19 protein-coding genes are annotated in these 16,984 nt (G+C 51.8%); 8 read left to right on the forward strand and 11 right to left on the reverse strand.

The annotated features are described in order from the left end of the window. Positions 1-2 precede the first annotated feature (2 nt). Genes spoT through gmk form a run of 3 tightly spaced genes read right to left on the reverse strand, consistent with a single transcriptional unit; the run spans position 3 to position 3,096 of the window. Positions 3-2,123 (reverse strand): bifunctional GTP diphosphokinase/guanosine-3',5'-bis pyrophosphate 3'-pyrophosphohydrolase, encoded by a 2,121-nt coding sequence (gene spoT / locus HV346_RS00430; protein ID WP_181621691.1) that lies wholly within the window; start codon positions 2,121-2,123, stop codon positions 3-5. Positions 2,124-2,142: 19 nt separating this feature from the next. Beyond that, positions 2,143-2,418, reverse strand: a complete 276-nt coding sequence (rpoZ, locus tag HV346_RS00435) for a DNA-directed RNA polymerase subunit omega (protein WP_000135058.1) — start codon at positions 2,416-2,418, stop codon at positions 2,143-2,145. Positions 2,419-2,472: 54 nt separating this feature from the next. Next, positions 2,473-3,096, reverse strand: coding sequence for a guanylate kinase (gene gmk, locus HV346_RS00440; RefSeq protein WP_181621692.1), 624 nt, complete (start codon positions 3,094-3,096; stop codon positions 2,473-2,475). A gap of 251 nt (positions 3,097-3,347) precedes the next feature. On the opposite strand from gmk, the gene ligB reads away from it, so the two are divergent. Then, positions 3,348-5,018, forward strand: coding sequence for an NAD-dependent DNA ligase LigB (gene ligB / locus HV346_RS00445; RefSeq protein ID WP_181621693.1), 1,671 nt, complete (start codon positions 3,348-3,350; stop codon positions 5,016-5,018). Between the two features lie 2 nt (positions 5,019-5,020). On the opposite strand, the gene HV346_RS00450 is transcribed toward ligB, so the two are convergent. The 4 genes from HV346_RS00450 to HV346_RS00465 all read right to left on the reverse strand — a co-directional run bounded on the left by HV346_RS00450 (position 5,021) and on the right by HV346_RS00465 (position 8,833). Further along, on the reverse strand, positions 5,021-5,638 hold the full coding sequence (locus tag HV346_RS00450) for a trimeric intracellular cation channel family protein (RefSeq protein ID WP_181621694.1): 618 nt from the start codon (positions 5,636-5,638) through the stop codon (positions 5,021-5,023). 361 nt (positions 5,639-5,999) lie between these two features. Next, on the reverse strand, positions 6,000-7,058 hold the full coding sequence (locus HV346_RS00455; protein WP_181621695.1) for a methylated-DNA--[protein]-cysteine S-methyltransferase: 1,059 nt from the start codon (positions 7,056-7,058) through the stop codon (positions 6,000-6,002). Next, positions 7,042-7,806: an isocitrate lyase/phosphoenolpyruvate mutase family protein gene (locus tag HV346_RS00460; RefSeq protein ID WP_181621696.1), complete on the reverse strand. Its 765-nt coding sequence runs from the start codon at positions 7,804-7,806 to the stop codon at positions 7,042-7,044. Before HV346_RS00460 ends, HV346_RS00455 begins: the two co-directional genes overlap by 17 nt. A 163-nt stretch (positions 7,807-7,969) precedes the next feature. Beyond that, the gene (locus HV346_RS00465) at positions 7,970-8,833 is read right to left on the reverse strand and encodes a YicC/YloC family endoribonuclease (RefSeq protein WP_181621697.1); all 864 of its coding nucleotides are present in this window, start codon (positions 8,831-8,833) and stop codon (positions 7,970-7,972) included. A 125-nt stretch (positions 8,834-8,958) separates the two neighbouring features. Between HV346_RS00465 and rph the strand changes: the two genes are divergently transcribed. From rph to HV346_RS00480, 3 genes are all read left to right on the forward strand, one after another. Then, positions 8,959-9,675 carry a ribonuclease PH gene (gene rph / locus HV346_RS00470; protein ID WP_181621698.1) on the forward strand — a complete coding sequence of 239 codons (717 nt, stop codon included), beginning with the start codon at positions 8,959-8,961 and terminating at the stop codon, positions 9,673-9,675. A gap of 71 nt (positions 9,676-9,746) precedes the next feature. Continuing rightward, complete coding sequence (gene pyrE / locus HV346_RS00475) at positions 9,747-10,388, forward strand: orotate phosphoribosyltransferase (protein WP_181621699.1); 642 nt, start codon at positions 9,747-9,749, stop codon at positions 10,386-10,388. Between the two features lie 104 nt (positions 10,389-10,492). Continuing rightward, positions 10,493-11,650: a DDE-type integrase/transposase/recombinase gene (locus tag HV346_RS00480; protein ID WP_181621700.1), complete on the forward strand. Its 1,158-nt coding sequence runs from the start codon at positions 10,493-10,495 to the stop codon at positions 11,648-11,650. 119 nt (positions 11,651-11,769) lie between these two features. Here HV346_RS00480 and slmA read toward each other — a convergent pair whose 3' ends face one another. From slmA to coaBC, 3 genes are all read right to left on the reverse strand, one after another. Then, positions 11,770-12,366: a nucleoid occlusion factor SlmA gene (slmA, locus tag HV346_RS00485; RefSeq protein WP_181621701.1), complete on the reverse strand. Its 597-nt coding sequence runs from the start codon at positions 12,364-12,366 to the stop codon at positions 11,770-11,772. 121 nt (positions 12,367-12,487) lie between these two features. Continuing rightward, positions 12,488-12,946, reverse strand: coding sequence for a dUTP diphosphatase (gene dut / locus HV346_RS00490; RefSeq protein ID WP_181621702.1), 459 nt, complete (start codon positions 12,944-12,946; stop codon positions 12,488-12,490). Next, positions 12,924-14,135: a bifunctional phosphopantothenoylcysteine decarboxylase/phosphopantothenate--cysteine ligase CoaBC gene (gene coaBC / locus HV346_RS00495; RefSeq protein ID WP_181623656.1), complete on the reverse strand. Its 1,212-nt coding sequence runs from the start codon at positions 14,133-14,135 to the stop codon at positions 12,924-12,926. Before coaBC ends, dut begins: the two co-directional genes overlap by 23 nt. A gap of 175 nt (positions 14,136-14,310) precedes the next feature. Between coaBC and radC the strand changes: the two genes are divergently transcribed. From radC to mutM, 4 genes are all read left to right on the forward strand, one after another. After that, the gene (gene radC / locus HV346_RS00500) at positions 14,311-14,976 is read left to right on the forward strand and encodes a DNA repair protein RadC (protein WP_181621703.1); all 666 of its coding nucleotides are present in this window, start codon (positions 14,311-14,313) and stop codon (positions 14,974-14,976) included. 216 nt (positions 14,977-15,192) lie between these two features. Further along, the gene (rpmB, locus tag HV346_RS00505; RefSeq protein ID WP_002436699.1) at positions 15,193-15,429 is read left to right on the forward strand and encodes a 50S ribosomal protein L28; all 237 of its coding nucleotides are present in this window, start codon (positions 15,193-15,195) and stop codon (positions 15,427-15,429) included. A gap of 22 nt (positions 15,430-15,451) precedes the next feature. Then, on the forward strand, positions 15,452-15,619 hold the full coding sequence (gene rpmG / locus HV346_RS00510; RefSeq protein ID WP_003024094.1) for a 50S ribosomal protein L33: 168 nt from the start codon (positions 15,452-15,454) through the stop codon (positions 15,617-15,619). A 72-nt stretch (positions 15,620-15,691) separates the two neighbouring features. Next, positions 15,692-16,501, forward strand: coding sequence for a bifunctional DNA-formamidopyrimidine glycosylase/DNA-(apurinic or apyrimidinic site) lyase (mutM, locus tag HV346_RS00515; RefSeq protein WP_181621704.1), 810 nt, complete (start codon positions 15,692-15,694; stop codon positions 16,499-16,501). Position 16,502: 1 nt separating this feature from the next. Here mutM and coaD read toward each other — a convergent pair whose 3' ends face one another. Next, positions 16,503-16,982, reverse strand: coding sequence for a pantetheine-phosphate adenylyltransferase (gene coaD / locus HV346_RS00520; protein WP_181621705.1), 480 nt, complete (start codon positions 16,980-16,982; stop codon positions 16,503-16,505). Positions 16,983-16,984: the final 2 nt, after the last annotated feature.

Genomic DNA, 16,984 nt, shown 5'->3' on the forward strand with positions numbered 1-16,984 from the left:
AACTAGTTTCGATTACGGGTGACTTTAATGACGTCAGGCATTACGCGGATTTTGCGCATAATGTTTGCCAGATGCACACGATCACGAGCGGTCAGGCGAATAAAGGCGCTGTACACACGGCCGTCTTTTTCTTCCGTATTCAGGCTCTGAATGTTGGAAGAGGCAGTGTTGATCGCGGCGGTCAGGTTCGCCAGTGCACCCTGGTGGTTGAACATATCCACCTTGATCTCGGTGATAAATTCTTGTGCCGTTTCCTTATCCCACTCGACTGCCATGAACTTCTCTGGCTCTTTCTGGTAGCCACGGATGTTACGACAGGATTCATGGTGGATAACCAGGCCTTTGCCCGGACTGACGTGCGCAATGATCGGATCGCCGGGGATCGGACGGCAGCATTTTGCGAAGGTGATAAGTACACCATCTGCGCCTTTGATTGGCAGATGACCGTGACCTTGTGTCGCTGAGGTAGACGGTGCTGCGGAGGCATCGCCCTGTTGCAAGTTTTTCGCCACGACCACGCTCATGGCGTTACCGAGGCCGATTTCTGCCAGCAGGTCATCAAGCGACGCAAGCTTCATGCGTTCCAGCTCGCGCTGAATATTCTCTTTCGAGATTTCAGCCAGCTTACGACTGCCGCCCAACGCGTGGTTGAGCAGACGACGGCCCAGGCTGACAGAATCGTCACGCTTCAGGTTTTTCAGCAACTGGCGGATTTTGGCGCGTGCTTTGGAGCTGACGACAAAATTCAGCCATGCCGCGTTCGGACGTGCGCCCGGAGCGGTGATAATTTCGACCGTCTGGCCGCTGGAAAGCGGCTGAGACAGCGGGTAAGGCTGTCTGTCGACACGTGCACCAACGCAGGCATGGCCGATATCGGTATGCACAGCGTAAGCGAAGTCGACCGGCGTTGCACCAGCAGGCAATTCGACAATGCGCCCTTCTGGTGTGAAAACGTAAATCTCATCCGGGAAGAGATCGGATTTAACGCTCTCGATAAATTCAAACGAGCTACCCGCACTTTGTTGCAGTTCCAGCAGGCTTTGCATCCAGCGCTGGGCGCGGATTTGTGCGGTTGTGCTGCTCTCGCCACCGTGCTCTTTATAAGCCCAGTGTGCCGCGACACCCATTTCGGCCATCTGGTCCATGTCTTCGGTACGAATTTGTACCTCAACAGGAACACCATGTGGCCCGATCATCGAGGTGTGCAACGATTGATATCCGTTTGCTTTTGGAATGGCAATGTAGTCTTTCACACGCCCTGGACGCGGTTTATACAGGCTGTGCATCTGACCCAGCACGCGATAGCAAGTATCGGCATCGTGGACGATCACGCGGAACGCGTAGATATCCATGATCGAGTGAAAACGCTGCTCTTTGAGCACCATTTTGCAGTAGATGGAGTACAGATGTTTTTCGCGACCGCTGACGCGGCACGGAATTCCCGCTTCCTGCAAACGCCCCTCAATTTCAGAGAGGATCTTTTGAATCATCTCTTTACGGTTACCACGTGCGGCTTTCACCACCTCTTTAATCACGCGATAGCGGTTCGGGTACAACGCTTCAAAACCTAGCTCTTCCAGCTCGGTTTTAATGTGGTGAATACCTAAACGGTGCGCCAGTGGGCTATAGATTTCAAGGGTTTCACGGGCAATGCGGCGACGTTTGTCCGGGCGAAGTGAGCCCAGTGTGCGCATGTTGTGGGTACGGTCAGCGAGTTTGATGAGAATGACGCGGATATCCTGCACCATTGCCATAATCATCTTGCGGAAGTTTTCGGCTTGCGCTTCTTTCTTGTCGCGGAATTTCAGCTTATCAAGCTTAGAGACCCCTTCCACCAGTTCGGCAACGCTTTTGCCAAACAGTTGTTCCATATCCTGGTAGGTGGCGGGGGTATCTTCGATCACGTCGTGCAGCAGCGCGGCCATCAGCGTTTCGTAGTCGAGTTTCATCTCGGCCAGAATACAGGCCACCGCTACCGGGTGCGTGATATAGGGTTCACCGCTTGAACGTGTCTGGCCCTCGTGAGCGTCACGTGCAACGAGATACGCCTGCTGAAGACGTTTAATCTGGTCTTCAGGCAGGTAGTGTTGAATCAGCTGATTCAGGCTTTCAAACAGATACAAGGGCGACCCGCAGGTTTAATTAACGACGACCTTCAGCAATGGCGGTTACGGCCTGCAGTTCTGCGGCTTCCTGCTCTTGCTGCTCCTGGCGCTCACGCACGTCGAGGATCTGGTTGTTGATCAGACCTTCTTCGATTTCGCGAAGTGCAATAACGGTGGTTTTATCGTTTTCTTCCGGTACAAGCGGATCTTTTCCGCCTACCTGCATCTGACGAGCGCGACGCGCGGCGACCAGTACCAGGTCAAAACGGTTACCAATTTTCTCTACAGCGTCCTGAACAGTTACGCGTGCCATACTTAAAATGCTCCACAGGTGAAGAAATGACTGGGCATGATACTGAAAGTGGGTTCAGTCTGCCAACAGTTTGGTGATTAATGCGTCATGTCGCTGCTTCTGGCGGCTCATACGCAGACGTTCTGCGCGAAGGATGGTTTTAAGATCGCTTAGCGCGGCATCAAAATCATCATTCACAATAAGGTAATCATATTCGGCGTAATGGCTCATTTCTGCAACTGCCTGCGCCATACGTTTTGCTATCACGTCTTCGCTATCCTGGCCACGACCACGCAGGCGGCGATCCAGTTCGTCTTTTGACGGCGGTAAAATAAAGATACTGCGCGCCTGCGGCATTTTCTTACGAATTTGCTGCGCGCCCTGCCAGTCGATATCCAGAAACACATTTACGCCTGTTGCCAGAACCTGCTCAATGGTCTCGCGTGACGTACCGTAGTAGTTACCGAAGACCTCTGCGTGTTCAAGAAACGCATCTCTGCCAATCATCGCTCTGAATTCGTCGTGATCCACAAAGAAATAGTGTTCACCGTGTACTTCACCCGGACGCGGTTGACGCGTGGTGTGAGAAACAGAAACCTGTGTGTCGTACAACGGTTGGGTTTTTAACAGTGCCTGAATAAGGCTGGATTTACCCGCGCCACTAGGGGCAGAAACAATATAAAGCGTGCCTTGAGCCATGAGAGTCTTTTGTATGTGTTAACGAAGAAGTCCTACATACGGGCCTATTATACACGTCGGCGCAGTGTGACGTAGCCTTTGTCACACTTTTTCCCCCAGATTATTGAATTTTGCGTACCGTTTTCCGGTTTTACGTACGGTTTTCAGCAACAAAAATAAAGGCTGGATAGCGCCTCGCAGGTTGAACCATTGGTATTAGCGCTTCGGACTACCGCGAGCTATACATCTCGAAACGTAAAGGAGGGGTAGCGATGTGGCGATGGATAAGCGGACTGATGGTGCTGTGGTGCGGTTATGGAATGGCAGTATGCCCGGTCTGGTCGCATGCGAGGGCAGATCAAGAGATTGCAACGCTGAGTGCGCAGCTAAAACACTGGGATGATGCCTACTGGAAGCTCGGGGCGAGCGAGGTCAGTGATGATGTTTACGATCAGTTGAGTGCGCGCTTAAAGCAATGGCAGCGCTGCTTTGAACGAGCACCTTCGGAGAAGACACTTCCTGCTCTTGAGGGCAGTGTCAAACATCCTGTAGCCCATACGGGGGTGCACAAAATTGCCAAAAAAGAAGAACTTTGGCAATGGATGCATGCCCATCGCGATCTTTGGGTACAGCCGAAAGTGGATGGTGTTGCCGTCACTTTGGTGTATCGCAACGGGAAATTAAGCCAGGCGATCAGCCGTGGCAACGGAAACAAAGGTGAGGACTGGACCGAGTCTGTTCGTTCGATACCATCGGTTCCCCATTCATTGCAGGGTGTGCTGGCAAATAGCGTTTTACAGGGGGAACTCTTTCTTCAGCGTGATAACCATGTGCAGCAGCAGATGGGGGGAATGAATGCGCGAGCGATAGTGGCGGGGGCGATGTTACGGCGAACGGACAAATCACTCCTGAACCATATTGGGGTGTTTATCTGGGCGTGGCCGGATGGCCCGGAAACGCTACAGCAGCGTCTTACGATGCTCACGAAGGCGGGCTTCACCCTGGAGGCCCGTTATACGTTGCCCGTCCATTCCGTGGATGATGTCGAGCGACAGCGCGCGAAATGGCTGATATCCCCTTTGCCCTTTGCTACGGATGGCGTTGTGGTTCGTTCTGCGTATGAACCTCCGGGGAAAAACTGGTTACCCGGCGAGGGAAACTGGGTGGTTGCGTGGAAATATACCCCTGTTTCGCAGGTTGCTGAGGTGAAGAGTATTCAATTCGCTGTCGGGCGTACGGGGAAGATTTCGGTGGTGGCCGCGCTTGAACCTGTTCAACTTGATGATAAACGCGTGCAGCGAGTCAACCTGGGGTCAGTTAACCGCTGGCAACAGCGTGATATTGCACCAGGCGATCATATCCTGGTGAGTCTGGCCGGGCAGGGGATCCCCAGGGTTGATAAGGTCGTCTGGCGAGGGAGTAATCGGAAGAAGCCTCAGCCTCCCGCTTCACAATTTCACTCGCTTACCTGTATCTATGCTTCGCCGGACTGCAGGGAGCAGTTTATAGCACGCTTGACCTGGCTGGGTTCGAAGCAGGGATTGGATATCGAGGGTATTGGCGAGGCTGGCTGGAGAGTACTTCACCAGACCCATCACTTTGAGCATATTTTTTCGTGGATGCGTTTAACGCAGACGCAGTTGCAGACAACACCGGGATTCTCTGTGGCGCGCGCGACCCTGTTATGGCATCGGTTTAATCTGGCGCGCGCGAAACCTTTTATTCGCTGGATCACCGCGATGGGGATTCCTTTACCGCAGGCTTCACTGAAAGCGGCTGGAGATCTGTCGTGGAAAGTGCTGAATCAGCGCAACGCCACAGACTGGCAAACGTTACCTGGCACAGGCGAAGAGAAGGCGCGGCAAATCGTTAACTGGGTTCACCAGCCCGCGATGGATGGGCTGGCGAAATGGCTTGCAGAACAGCACATTGACGGGTTTTAAACTCAGTGTGCGCCGTGTTTGTAGTAAAAAACAGGCAGGCCGAGTTTAAGGCGCAGGGCCAGCATACGTGCAGTGAAGCCAAACAACAGCGTGGAGATAACCACCACATCGTGGTTGGAAACATAGTGTTGCAAGGCGATGTAGAGTACGGCTGCGGCAAAGGAGATACCTGCGTACAGCTCTTTCTGGAAAACCAGCGGAATGCGTTTGCAGAACATGTCACGCAACACGCCGCCAAACACCCCTGTGACTACTGCCGCGATAGTGGCAATAACCGGGCCCTCACCCATATCCAGCGCGATTTGTGCGCCAATGATCGAGAAGACGATAAGGCCAAGTGCATCAAGCACCAGAAACAGGCGGCGCAGATGCGGCATAACCGGAGCCACAATTGTCGTCAGTACGGCGGCTGTGGCAACGATAATGACGTATTCCGGGTTTTTAACCCAACCAAGCGGGTAATGGCCAAGCAGGATATCGCGTACTGAACCGCCGCCCAGAGCGGTTGCGGTGGCGATAATAATCACGCCGAAGGTGTCCATACGACGACGCCCGGCTGCGAGCGCGCCCGTCATGGCTTCTGCCGTGATGCCAATGAGATACAGAATGTGAAGCAGCATATACCCTCCGGAATGAAGGTCTGGAGGTTAGCGATTTGAGCGTATGATCACGATTGAGATTTTCTAAGGTGAAGTGTTTAGGATAACTATTATTAATGTTATTTTTTTGAATTTCATTAAATTAACAGTATGTAATTTAATGAAATTAATCTTATTCTGGGTGCTCTTTTTATAGGGTTTTTATTTTATTTTCACTTAAAAATACTAATCGATTAAAATAACATATGTGGTGGTTAACAACGCAAGTGAACGACAGATGCCTGAGGTATAAGAGAGAGTCAAGATCATGACTCTCCGATAAAAAGCCCCTGACTGGGGTAAGGTCTGGCCATCATAAATCGCTTTTGAGGGACATCCGCACTCAGAGAGATTTTCTCCTGAGGTTATTTTCGTGGTCGATCAACCATTTCTTCCGGGCAATGCCACCACCGTAGCCGGTCATTGAACCATCTTTGCCGATAACACGATGGCAGGGGATGACAATCGCGACGCGATTAGCGCCATTGGCTGAGGCGATTGCCCGAGCGGCTGTTGGTTTGCCAATATCAGTGGCAATCGACTGATAGTGAGTTGTTTCCCCGAATGAGACGCTTTGCAATTCGTCCCAAACGATGCGCTGGAATTCACTTCCGGGTGTATCAAGGGCGACACTGAACATTTGGCGCTGGCCTGCAAAATACTCACCAATCTCTTTCTCGGCCTGGCGCGTGTGTCTGTTCTCCCCCGCGATAATATTGGCGTTAAACAGGTTTTGCAGGTCTCTGAATTCCGTTTCCAGCGCACGACGGTCAACAAACTCCAGCAGGCATATACCTCGCTCAGTGGCGCAGACAAACATCGGCCCTAATGGGGTGGTAAACCGGTGAATTAAAATAGTGTCACTGCGCGCACTTGGTGCGGAGCCTGTCAGCTTTTTGCAGGTATACCCAAATCCACTTAGTGACTCATAGCCACTATCGAAGGCGACATCAGTTGTTGAGCGGCCTGACTTGAGTTCCTGCAATGCCACATTAACGCGCTGCATACGTTGAAAAGCCTGAAAGGTGATACCGTGATTTTGCAGGAACCAGCGTCGTACTCGCTCCGGGCTGATGTTGTGTTGTCGAAGCTCAGAATCGCTGATGCGCACTTTCGGCTCTTCCCGCACCAGCCTGAGCGCATGTTCGATAAAGTCCGGCGCTGTACAGGCATTTTCGGTTGGACGGCACACTTTGCATGGGCGGAAACCGGCATCCAGTGCGGATTTGAAATCATTATAAAATTCAACATTTTCACGCTTTGGTTTTCGTGCCCGGCACACCGAGATACAAAAGACACCCGTTGTTTTCACGCCAACAAAGAACACGCCCGTGAACTCAGCAGCGCGTTCGAGTAATGCTTCGTACCACATATTGCACAAGGCGTTATCGGTTATTTTCATCGCAAAAAACGTCCGAGAAAGAGTGGTGTGAGCGAACCAGGCACAGCAAATCCTTCAGCCTGGCCTGTAAGCGATCATGGATAAAATTGCCCATTGAAATGCGTTTCACGCCAAGCGCAGTCAGTGTCGTGAAATCCGCCAGTGCCGGCATGCACATAACATTTAAGGGTAATGTAATATCCCGGACAATCGCAGTAATGTCATCAGGCCGGGTTACGCAAGGTACAAAATAACCATGTGCACCACTGCTTGCATAGAGGTGTCCCCGATACAGCGTCTCCTCCAGTGCATTCTCACTGTTCAGTAAAAATGTATCGGTACGAGCATTCAAAAACATACCAGGACAGGCCTGGGCGATCTCCTGCAATTTGCCTGCAAACTGTATTGCATCATCCAGGTGGCGAACATTGCCGACGACATGGCTATCTTCAATATTGATTCCCACGACGCCAAGCTTCGCCAGTTGACGGATATTGTCAATAATGCGGTCCACGGTATCCCCATATCCGGCTTCCAAATCAACGCTTAATGGCAGGTTTGTCACGGTGCGAATACGGGCGACGATAAATAACAGTTCCTCAAAACTCATGCCCTCGCCGTCTTCGTATCCTAGCATTGCGGCCATGGCGGCACTGGATGTACCCAACGCGTGATACCCGGCCTGATGTGCGACCTGGGCACTGCAGGCATCCCAGACGTTGGCAAGGATTAAGGGCTGGTTTTGGTGGTGAAGTGCATAGAAGTCCATGGTTGTCTCCGGTTGTGGTGTGCAGCATCAATGTGCCGTTTTGCATGGGCCACCCACAACCGAAAATCGGACGAGCATTTTTACTTGTATCTGGTTGGAGGGAAAAGAAAAAGGCCATTTTTCAATGGCCTTTTACGCTGAGTATTAATGTGCGCGCAGTATGTTATTCGATGTTCTGGATCTGTTCGCGCATTTGCTCAATAAGCACTTTCAGCTCAATCGCTGAATTGGTCACGTCGGAATTAATCGATTTAGACGCCAGCGTATTCGATTCGCGGTTGAACTCCTGCATCATAAAATCGAGGCGACGGCCCACAGCTTCTTTCTTTTTCAGAATGTTGTACGTCTCTTTGACGTGTGCTTCCAGACGATCCAGCTCTTCAGCAACGTCAACACGTTGCGCCATCAGAACAAGCTCTTGCTCCAGTCGATTGTTTTCGAGCTGCACTTCTGCTTCTTCCAGTTTGGCAACCAGACGTTCGCGCTGCCACTGCAGCACTTCTGGCATATGTGCACGGACTTTGGTCACTTCGGCACTAACACCTTCAAGACGCTGTTCAATGAGCGCTTTTAGTGCCTGGCCTTCCGTTTCACGGGCTACAATGAAGTCGTCCAGCGTACCGTCTAGCGCACTGAGGATTTCAGATGTAATCGCATCGAGATCCTGTTCGCCGGCCGCCATAACGCCAGGCCAGCGCAGAATATCAACAGGGTTAATCTCGCCCTCATCGCTCTGCATCTTGACCCAGTTCGCTGCGTTAACCAGCTGTTTGGCCAGTTTCTCATTCAGGATCAGCTCACCTTGCGCACTGGCATCAGGCTCAAAACGCAGGTTACATTCCACTTTGCCGCGCGTCAGACGAGCACGAATACGCTCACGTACAACAGGCTCCAGGCTGCGGAATTGCTCCGGCATACGGAAATAAGTTTCCAGATAGCGCTGGTTTACCGAGCGCATTTCCCAGGTAGCGCTACCCCAGCTACCCTTGATTTCACGCCGGGCGTAGGCGGTCATACTGCGAATCATAGACGTTCCCGTTTTTAAAGGAGAGATGGGGGGATTATAGCTTTCAGGGGCTTCTCAGGATAGGAATAAGCGTCCTTTATCCGTATAATGCGCAGCCACATTCGTTTCAAGCCGGAGATAACATCATGCGTCCAGCAGGTCGTAGCGCCAACCAGGTGCGCCCCGTCACCCTGACCCGTAACTATACAAAACACGCTGAAGGCTCCGTGCTGGTTGAATTTGGTGATACCAAGGTTCTGTGCACAGCCTCTATTGAAGAAGGTGTACCGCGTTTCCTGAAAGGTCAGGGCCAGGGCTGGATCACTGCCGAATACGGCATGCTGCCACGTGCAACCCATACCCGTAATGCGCGTGAAGCTGCGAAGGGTAAGCAGGGGGGGCGTACTATGGAAATTCAGCGTCTGATCGCGCGTGCGCTGCGCGCAGCAGTTGACCTGAAAACCCTCGGTGAATTCACCATTACCCTGGACTGTGATGTTATTCAGGCTGATGGCGGCACGCGTACGGCATCAATTACCGGTGCTTGTGTGGCGCTGGCTGATGCACTGAACAAGCTGGTTGCTGCCGGTAAACTCAAAACGAATCCAATGAAAGGGATGGTTGCTGCCGTCTCCGTGGGTATTGTTAACGGTGAAGCGCTTTGTGACCTGGAATATGTTGAAGATTCGGCGGCAGAAACCGACATGAACGTGGTGATGACTGAAGACGGTCGCATCATTGAGGTTCAGGGGACGGCAGAGGGCGAGCCCTTCACCCATGAAGAGCTTCTCAACCTACTGGCTCTCGCCAGAGGGGGAATCGAATCCATTATCGTGACGCAGAAAGCGGCATTAGAAAATTGATTTTAAAGGCGACCAGTGAGTCGCCTTTTTTTTGTTCGTAGAAAATGAAAAGTAAGATGAGGAGCGAATCCATGAAACCATATCAGCGCCAGTTTATTGAGTTTGCGCTTAACAAGCAGGTACTTAAGTTTGGCGAATTTACGCTGAAATCCGGGCGTAAAAGTCCCTATTTCTTCAACGCCGGGCTGTTTAATACCGGGCGCGATCTGGCACTGTTAGGCCGTTTCTATGCCGAAGCGCTGGTGGATTCAGGGATTGATTTCGACCTGTTGTTTGGCCCGGCTTATAAAGGTATTCCGATTGCGACCACCACGGCGGTGGCGCTGGCAGAACATCACGACCGCGATGTGCCGTATTGCTTTAATCGTAAAGAGGCAAAGACCCACGGCGAAGGTGGCAACCTGGTTGGCAGTGCGCTGCAAGGGCGTGTGATGCTGGTCGACGATGTGATCACCGCTGGTACGGCAATTCGTGAATCCATGGAGATTATTCAGGCTAACGGCGCTACGCTTGCGGGGGTACTGATCTCTCTCGACCGTCAGGAGCGGGGCCGTGGCGAGATTTCTGCCATTCAGGAAGTTGAACGTGATTATGGCTGCAAAGTGATTTCCATCGTGACGCTGAAAGACTTGATTGCCTATCTGGAAGAAAAGCCAGAGATGGCCGATCACCTGGCGTCGGTGCGCGCGTATCGGGAAGAATTTGGCGTTTAAGTCAATTGCCCGGTGGCGCTACGGTATGAACCGGAAACATGGGTAACACTTTAGACCGGATACATGGGTAACAGTTATAACTGGCATAGAAGAGGAGACTCACTATGCCCTGGACTGAGACCCGACCTATGCAACGCCTTGATTTCATCCGTGCCTGCCATGCAGGTACGGACTCCTTCTCCACTCTTTGTCGTCTTTTTGGCATCAGCCGAAAAACCGGCTACAAATGGCTTGAACGTTTTGACCCTTCTGACCTGTCGTCTCTCTCTGACCGGTCACGTGTTCCGCACACTCACTCCCGGACTGTTCCTGATTATATCGCCGGGCATCTCACTGCCCTGAGGCAAAAACACCCTGACTGGGGCCCTAAAAAACTGCGGATGTGGTTACTCAATCACCATGTCGATTTTACCGTACCTGCTGCCAGTACTATCGGCGATATCCTTAAACGTGAAGGTCTGGTCCCGGATAAAAAGAGAAAACGCAGAACACCGGGTAATCGCCAGCCCCTGACTACCCTCAGTGAAAATAATCAGGTCTGGAGCGCTGATTTTAAAGGTAAGTTCAGATTGCTGAGCAGAGAGTACTGTCATCCCTTTACCCTGACCGACAATCACAGCCGATATCTGCTGTGCTGCCGTGGAACGCACCGGGAGAGCGAGTCCTTTGTCAGAGCGTGTCTGACAGATGCGTTTCTGGAATATGGTCTGCCGGAAGTGCTCAGAACTGATAACGGTCAACCCTTCGCGGGAACAGGTATAGCCGGATTAAGTCGCCTTGCCGTCTGGCTAATCAAGCTGGGCATAAAACCGGAACGTATCAGAAAGGGTCATCCGGAAGAAAATGGTCGTCATGAGAGAATGCACCGTTCCCTGAAAAGTGCGGTGAAACATGGCAACACCTGCATGACGATGGAAGAGCAACAGCGGTGGTTCAGTGATTACCGGAAAGAATTTAACGATGAAAGGCCACATGAAGCACTGGCTGGAGCAACCCCCGGAACGGTGTGGCATCCCTCAGGGCGGCACTGGGATGGCAGGGTTCCTGAATATACGTATCCGGCAGAAGGCATGGTCTACAGAGTGAAATCGAGGGGGACACGCTATATGGGTAAAAAGGGGACGGTGTTCCTGAGTGAAGCGCTGACAGATGAATACGTTATGCTGAAAGAACAAGATGATGGCCTGGAGGCCATCATCTTTAATGGAATAACACTTGCGTACTACGACCGCAAAACCCAGAGTATTCTGCGGATAGACTAAAAAGTGTTACCTATGTTCCCGGTCTGATCTGTCACCTATGTATCCGGTCATACATGTTGCTTACCGGGCCTACAGATCATGTAGGCCGGATACGTTGCAGCAGACATCCGGCAAGAACGTTACTGTAGTTGGGCAGCAACTAACGGCCAGCGGGCTTCAAAATCATCTGTTGGACTGTATTTGAATTCGCTACGGACAAACCGGGAAAGCATACCTTCGCAGAACGCTAATATCTGACTGGCCAGCAGGGTTTCGTCGGTGACATAACCTTCACCTTCACGCATTTTCTTTTCACGCAGAACCTGGCGCAATTGCGCTTCAATACGCTCAAAAAGCTGATTAATGCGGCCCTGCAGCCGGTCCTGCTCAAACATCAATGCGTGACCAGTCAGGATGCGGGTCAGACCTGGATTGCGTTCACCAAAGCCCAGAATCAACTGAACAATGAGACGCAGACGCGCAGTGGTGTCTTTTTCGTCTTTCAGAATCAGATTGATACGTGTGATCAGGCTGTCTTCGATAAACTCGATCAAGCTGTCAAACATCCGGGTTTTGCTCGGGAAATGACGGTATAACGCCGCTTCTGATACGCCAACAGAGGCGGCCAGTTTTGCGGTGGTGATGCGTTGACTGCCATCGCTGGATTCAAGCATCAGAGCCAGAGATTGAAGTATTTCTTCGCGACGATTCCTTTTCGCGGTTTGTTTTTCTGCCATGTTACAAAATACCCCTGAAAAATAAGCACTTGCCAGGCTGGCATCCACACAGCGACCGCAAACTGATGTTTGCGGTTTGTTATTGCATTATGGCGCTGTGAGATACGTGTTTATTGAGCGATCAATTACGCCCTGAGTGGCCGAAACCGCCTTCGCCGCGGTCGGTGGCATCAAAGTCTTCCACCAGATTAAATTCAGCCTGTACTACCGGTACAAATACCATCTGGGCGATACGTTCGCCCGGTTCAATGGTGAAGCTGTCCTGACCACGGTTCCAGACGGAAACCATCAGTTGGCCCTGATAGTCAGAATCGATCAAGCCCACCAGGTTGCCCAGTACGACGCCATGCTTATGGCCCAGGCCAGAGCGCGGCAGGATAACCGCAGCCAGAGACGGATCGGCAATATGAATAGCCAGCCCAGTTGGGATCAAGGTAGTTGCACCTGGAGCCAGCGCTACGGCGTCATCGAGACAGGCACGCAGGTCAAGACCGGCAGAGCCGGAGGTGGCATAGGTTGGCAGCGGGAATTGCTGTCCAACACGCGGGTCCAGAATCTTAACGTCGATTTTTTTCATCATAACGGGTAACGATCTCGTCCAGTAATTGTTGGCCCAGGAGTTCCTTGCGCGCGAGCGGTAAGACTTTATCTCCATCCTGCCAGAAAAGGTGCAATGCATTGCTGTCGCTGTTAAATCCTTGCGTGGCCAGCGATACATCGTTCGCGCAAATCAAATCGAGGTTTTTGCGGGTACGTTTTTGCCGGGCATATTCTTCCACATTATTCGTTTCTGCGGCAAACCCAACAACGTAAGGTCGATGGTCTTTCAGTGCAGCGACACCTGCAACAATATCTGGGTTCTTCACCATTTTTATTGTTAATTCATCGCCTTGCTTTTTAATTTTTGCCTCTGCGATGGTTTCTGCGCGGTAATCAGCGACAGCCGCACAGCCAATAAAAATCTGTTGTTTTTGCGCGTGAGCCTGAACGGCGGCTTCCATGTCCAGTGCGGTCACGACATCAATACGTTGTACAAAAGCCGGGGTTGGCAAAGACACCGGGCCGCTCACGAGTGTGACGTTCGCGCCACGTTTTGCTGCAGCGGCAGCAATAGCAAATCCCATCTTGCCTGAACTATGGTTCGTAATATAACGAACCGGGTCCAGCGGCTCGCGCGTCGGGCCCGCGGTAATCATGATGTTGAGATGTTGCAGATCGTTGACAGGGGCAAAATGGGTGGCGGCCATATCCACGATAGTGAGGGGGTCGAGCATACGACCAGGTCCCACATCGCCACACGCCTGGCTGCCGCTATCCGGACCCCAAATCAGTAGCCCGCGTGATGCCAGCGTCTCCAGATTATGTTGGGTGGCGGCGTTGCGGTACATCTGCTGGTTCATGGCCGGTACGACAGCGACGGGGGCCGGGGTAGCCAGACAAATGGTCGACACCAGATCATTTGCCATGCCTGCTGCGACACGGGCAATTAAGTCGGCTGTGGCAGGAGCCAAAATCACTAAGTCAGCCCACTTACCGAGCTCGATGTGGCCCATTGCCGCTTCTGCCGCTGGATCGAGCAGGCTGTCGGATACCGGATATCCCGAAACAGCCTGTAGGCTCAGTGGGGGGATAAAGGCTTTTCCACCTTCCGTAATGGCAACGCGCACATCAGCCCCGCGCTCGCGTAAGCGACGTACCAATTCCGGCGCTTTATAGGCGGCAATTCCGCCGCTTACGCCAAGAACGATTTTTTTACCGGCCAGGCTCATCATGATTCTTTCCTGTTGGGTTTCACCAGAGTACGGGCATTTTATCACAATCCCAAAAGCGGGGGTGAGGTTGTCCATTGGTCACTTTGCGAGGCGCTACGCAGGAACGAAAAATGAGCATCGAGAGGGGAGAACACCTGTGGCAGCATGGCAAGAAACATGAGGAGATCGGACTATGGAAAGTACTTCGGTGCTATTACCGCGCGAAAAAATGCTGCGCGATGGCATTACATCGCTGGATGATGAAGAGCTACTCGCGCTGTTTTTGCGTACCGGGACGTCGGGGAAAACGGTTTTTCTGCTGGCGAAAGAGTTACTGGAACATTTTGGCTCTCTGTACGGTTTGCTTACCGCCGATCTGGCAGAATTTAAACATGTCGAAGGCATTGGTGTGGCTAAATTTGCCCAGCTAAAAGGGATTGCAGAGCTTGCCAGTCGCTTCTATAACGTCCGGATACGGGTGGAAAACCCACTATTAAGCCCTGAAATTACACGTGATTTCCTGCAAAGCCAGTTAAGTGATGCAGAACGTGAGATCTTCATGGTGATCTTTCTTGATAATAAAAACCGCGTCCTGAAGCATTGTCACCTTTTTGCGGGAACATTGAGTCATGTTGAGGTCCATCCGCGAGAAATTGTGCGCGAAGCGATAAAAGTGAATGCAGCCGCCGTGATCCTCGCGCATAATCACCCCTCTGGTTGCGCTGAACCGAGCAGAGCCGATAAAGAAATAACCGAACGGATTATCAAATGCTGTCAATTCATGGACATTCGTGTTCTTGACCATCTGGTAATTGGCCGTGGAGAGTACATTTCTTTTGCAGAACGTGGTTGGATTTAGACCAATTCACGCGATCCATTGGGATCTTTGTCTGTTCGGGACTTGAGCACACCGCCGAGTCAGCGTATACTACGCCACCTTTGAGAATCTCGGGTTTGGCATTTGGGCCTGGCAATCGAGAGTTCACTTAGAACTGCGATGACCGGGCTGTAAAGCCTGACGAGGCGCCGATACCCCATACGAAGCTCGAGCTAATTTGATTTTTGGAGAATAGACATGTCCCGAGTCTGCCAAGTTACTGGCAAGCGTCCGGTGACCGGTAACAACCGTTCCCACGCACTGAACGCGACTAAACGCCGTTTCCTGCCGAACCTGCACTCTCACCGTTTCTGGGTTGAGAGCGAGAAGCGTTTTGTCACCCTGCGTGTATCTGCTAAAGGTATGCGTGTTATTGATAAGAAAGGCATCGATACAGTTCTGTCCGAACTGCGTGCCCGTGGCGAAAAGTACTAAGTACTTAACGAGGAAATAAATCATGGCTAAAGGTATTCGTGAGAAAATCAAGCTGGTTTCTTCTGCTGGTACAGGTCACTTCTACACCACCACGAAGAACAAACGTACTAAGCCGGAAAAACTGGAACTGAAAAAATTCGATCCAGTTGTACGCCAGCACGTACTGTACAAAGAAGCTAAAATTAAATAATTTTAGAATTCTCGTACTGAAAAACCCCGCAACTGCGGGGTTTTTTGCATTCTGACCCTCAACGGAGGAACCATGCCTGAATTACCTGAGGTCGAGACCAGCCGTCGTGGCATCGAGCCACATCTGGTTGGTGCGACTATTCTTCATGCGATCGTTCGCAATGGCCGCCTTCGTTGGCCGGTCTCCGATGAGATCCACGCTTTGAGCGATAAACCCGTTCTTAGCGTGCAACGTCGCGCTAAATACCTGCTGCTGGAACTGCCTGACGGCTGGATTATCATCCACCTGGGGATGTCCGGGAGCCTGCGTATACTTCCTGAAGAACTACCGGCTGAAAAACATGACCACGTTGATCTGGTCATGAGTAACGGTAAAGTGCTGCGCTACACCGATCCCCGACGCTTTGGCGCATGGTTGTGGACCAAAGAGCTTGAGGGGCATAGCGTACTGGCACATCTGGGGCCAGAGCCGCTGAGTGACGCGTTTAACGCGGAATACCTGAGGGCGAAGTGCGCGAAGAAGAAAACGCCAATTAAGCCCTGGTTGATGGACAACAAGCTGGTTGTTGGTGTGGGGAACATCTATGCCAGTGAATCGCTCTTTGCCGCCGGGATCCATCCCGATCGGCTGGCATCTTCGTTGTCCGCTCAGGAGTGTGAATTACTGGTCAGGGTCATTAAAGCTGTGCTACTGCGGTCAATTGAGCAGGGCGGGACGACGCTGAAGGACTTCCTGCAAAGTGACGGCAAGCCTGGCTATTTTGCACAGGAATTGCAGGTTTACGGGCGTAAGGGCGAACCCTGCCGGGTATGCGGTACACCGATTGTGGCGACGAAGCATGCTCAGCGAGCAACGTTTTATTGCCGTCAGTGCCAGAAGTGAGTTATTTGAGCTTATCCATCAAGGCTTGATGAACATTAGCGGGCAGGAAATGGGTGACATCGCCGTGATGACGGGCCACCTCTTTCACCAGCGAAGATGAAATGAACGACCACTCTTTTGACGGCATCAAAAATACGCTTTCCAGCTCAGGCATCAGGTGGCGGTTCATATGCGCCAGTTGCATTTCGTATTCAAAATCAGCCACAGCGCGCAAACCGCGGATCAGAATATTTGCCTGTTGTGTTCGGGCAAAGTTTGCCATGAGATCGCTAAAGCCCATGACTTCAACGTTAGGCAGATGGGCTACTGATGCAGTGGCGAGGGCCACGCGTTCATCCAGGTCAAACATGGGCTTTTTGCTGGGACTGGCGGCAATCGCCAGAATCAACGTATCAAACATGCTTGCCGCACGCGTGATGATATCAAGATGGCCGTTGGTGATGGGATCGAAAGTACCCGGATAAATCGCTTTTGTGCTCATGG

Origin of the sequence: Enterobacter sp. RHBSTW-00994, from assembly GCF_013782625.1 — a bacterium.
Classification (GTDB): domain Bacteria; phylum Pseudomonadota; class Gammaproteobacteria; order Enterobacterales; family Enterobacteriaceae; genus Enterobacter.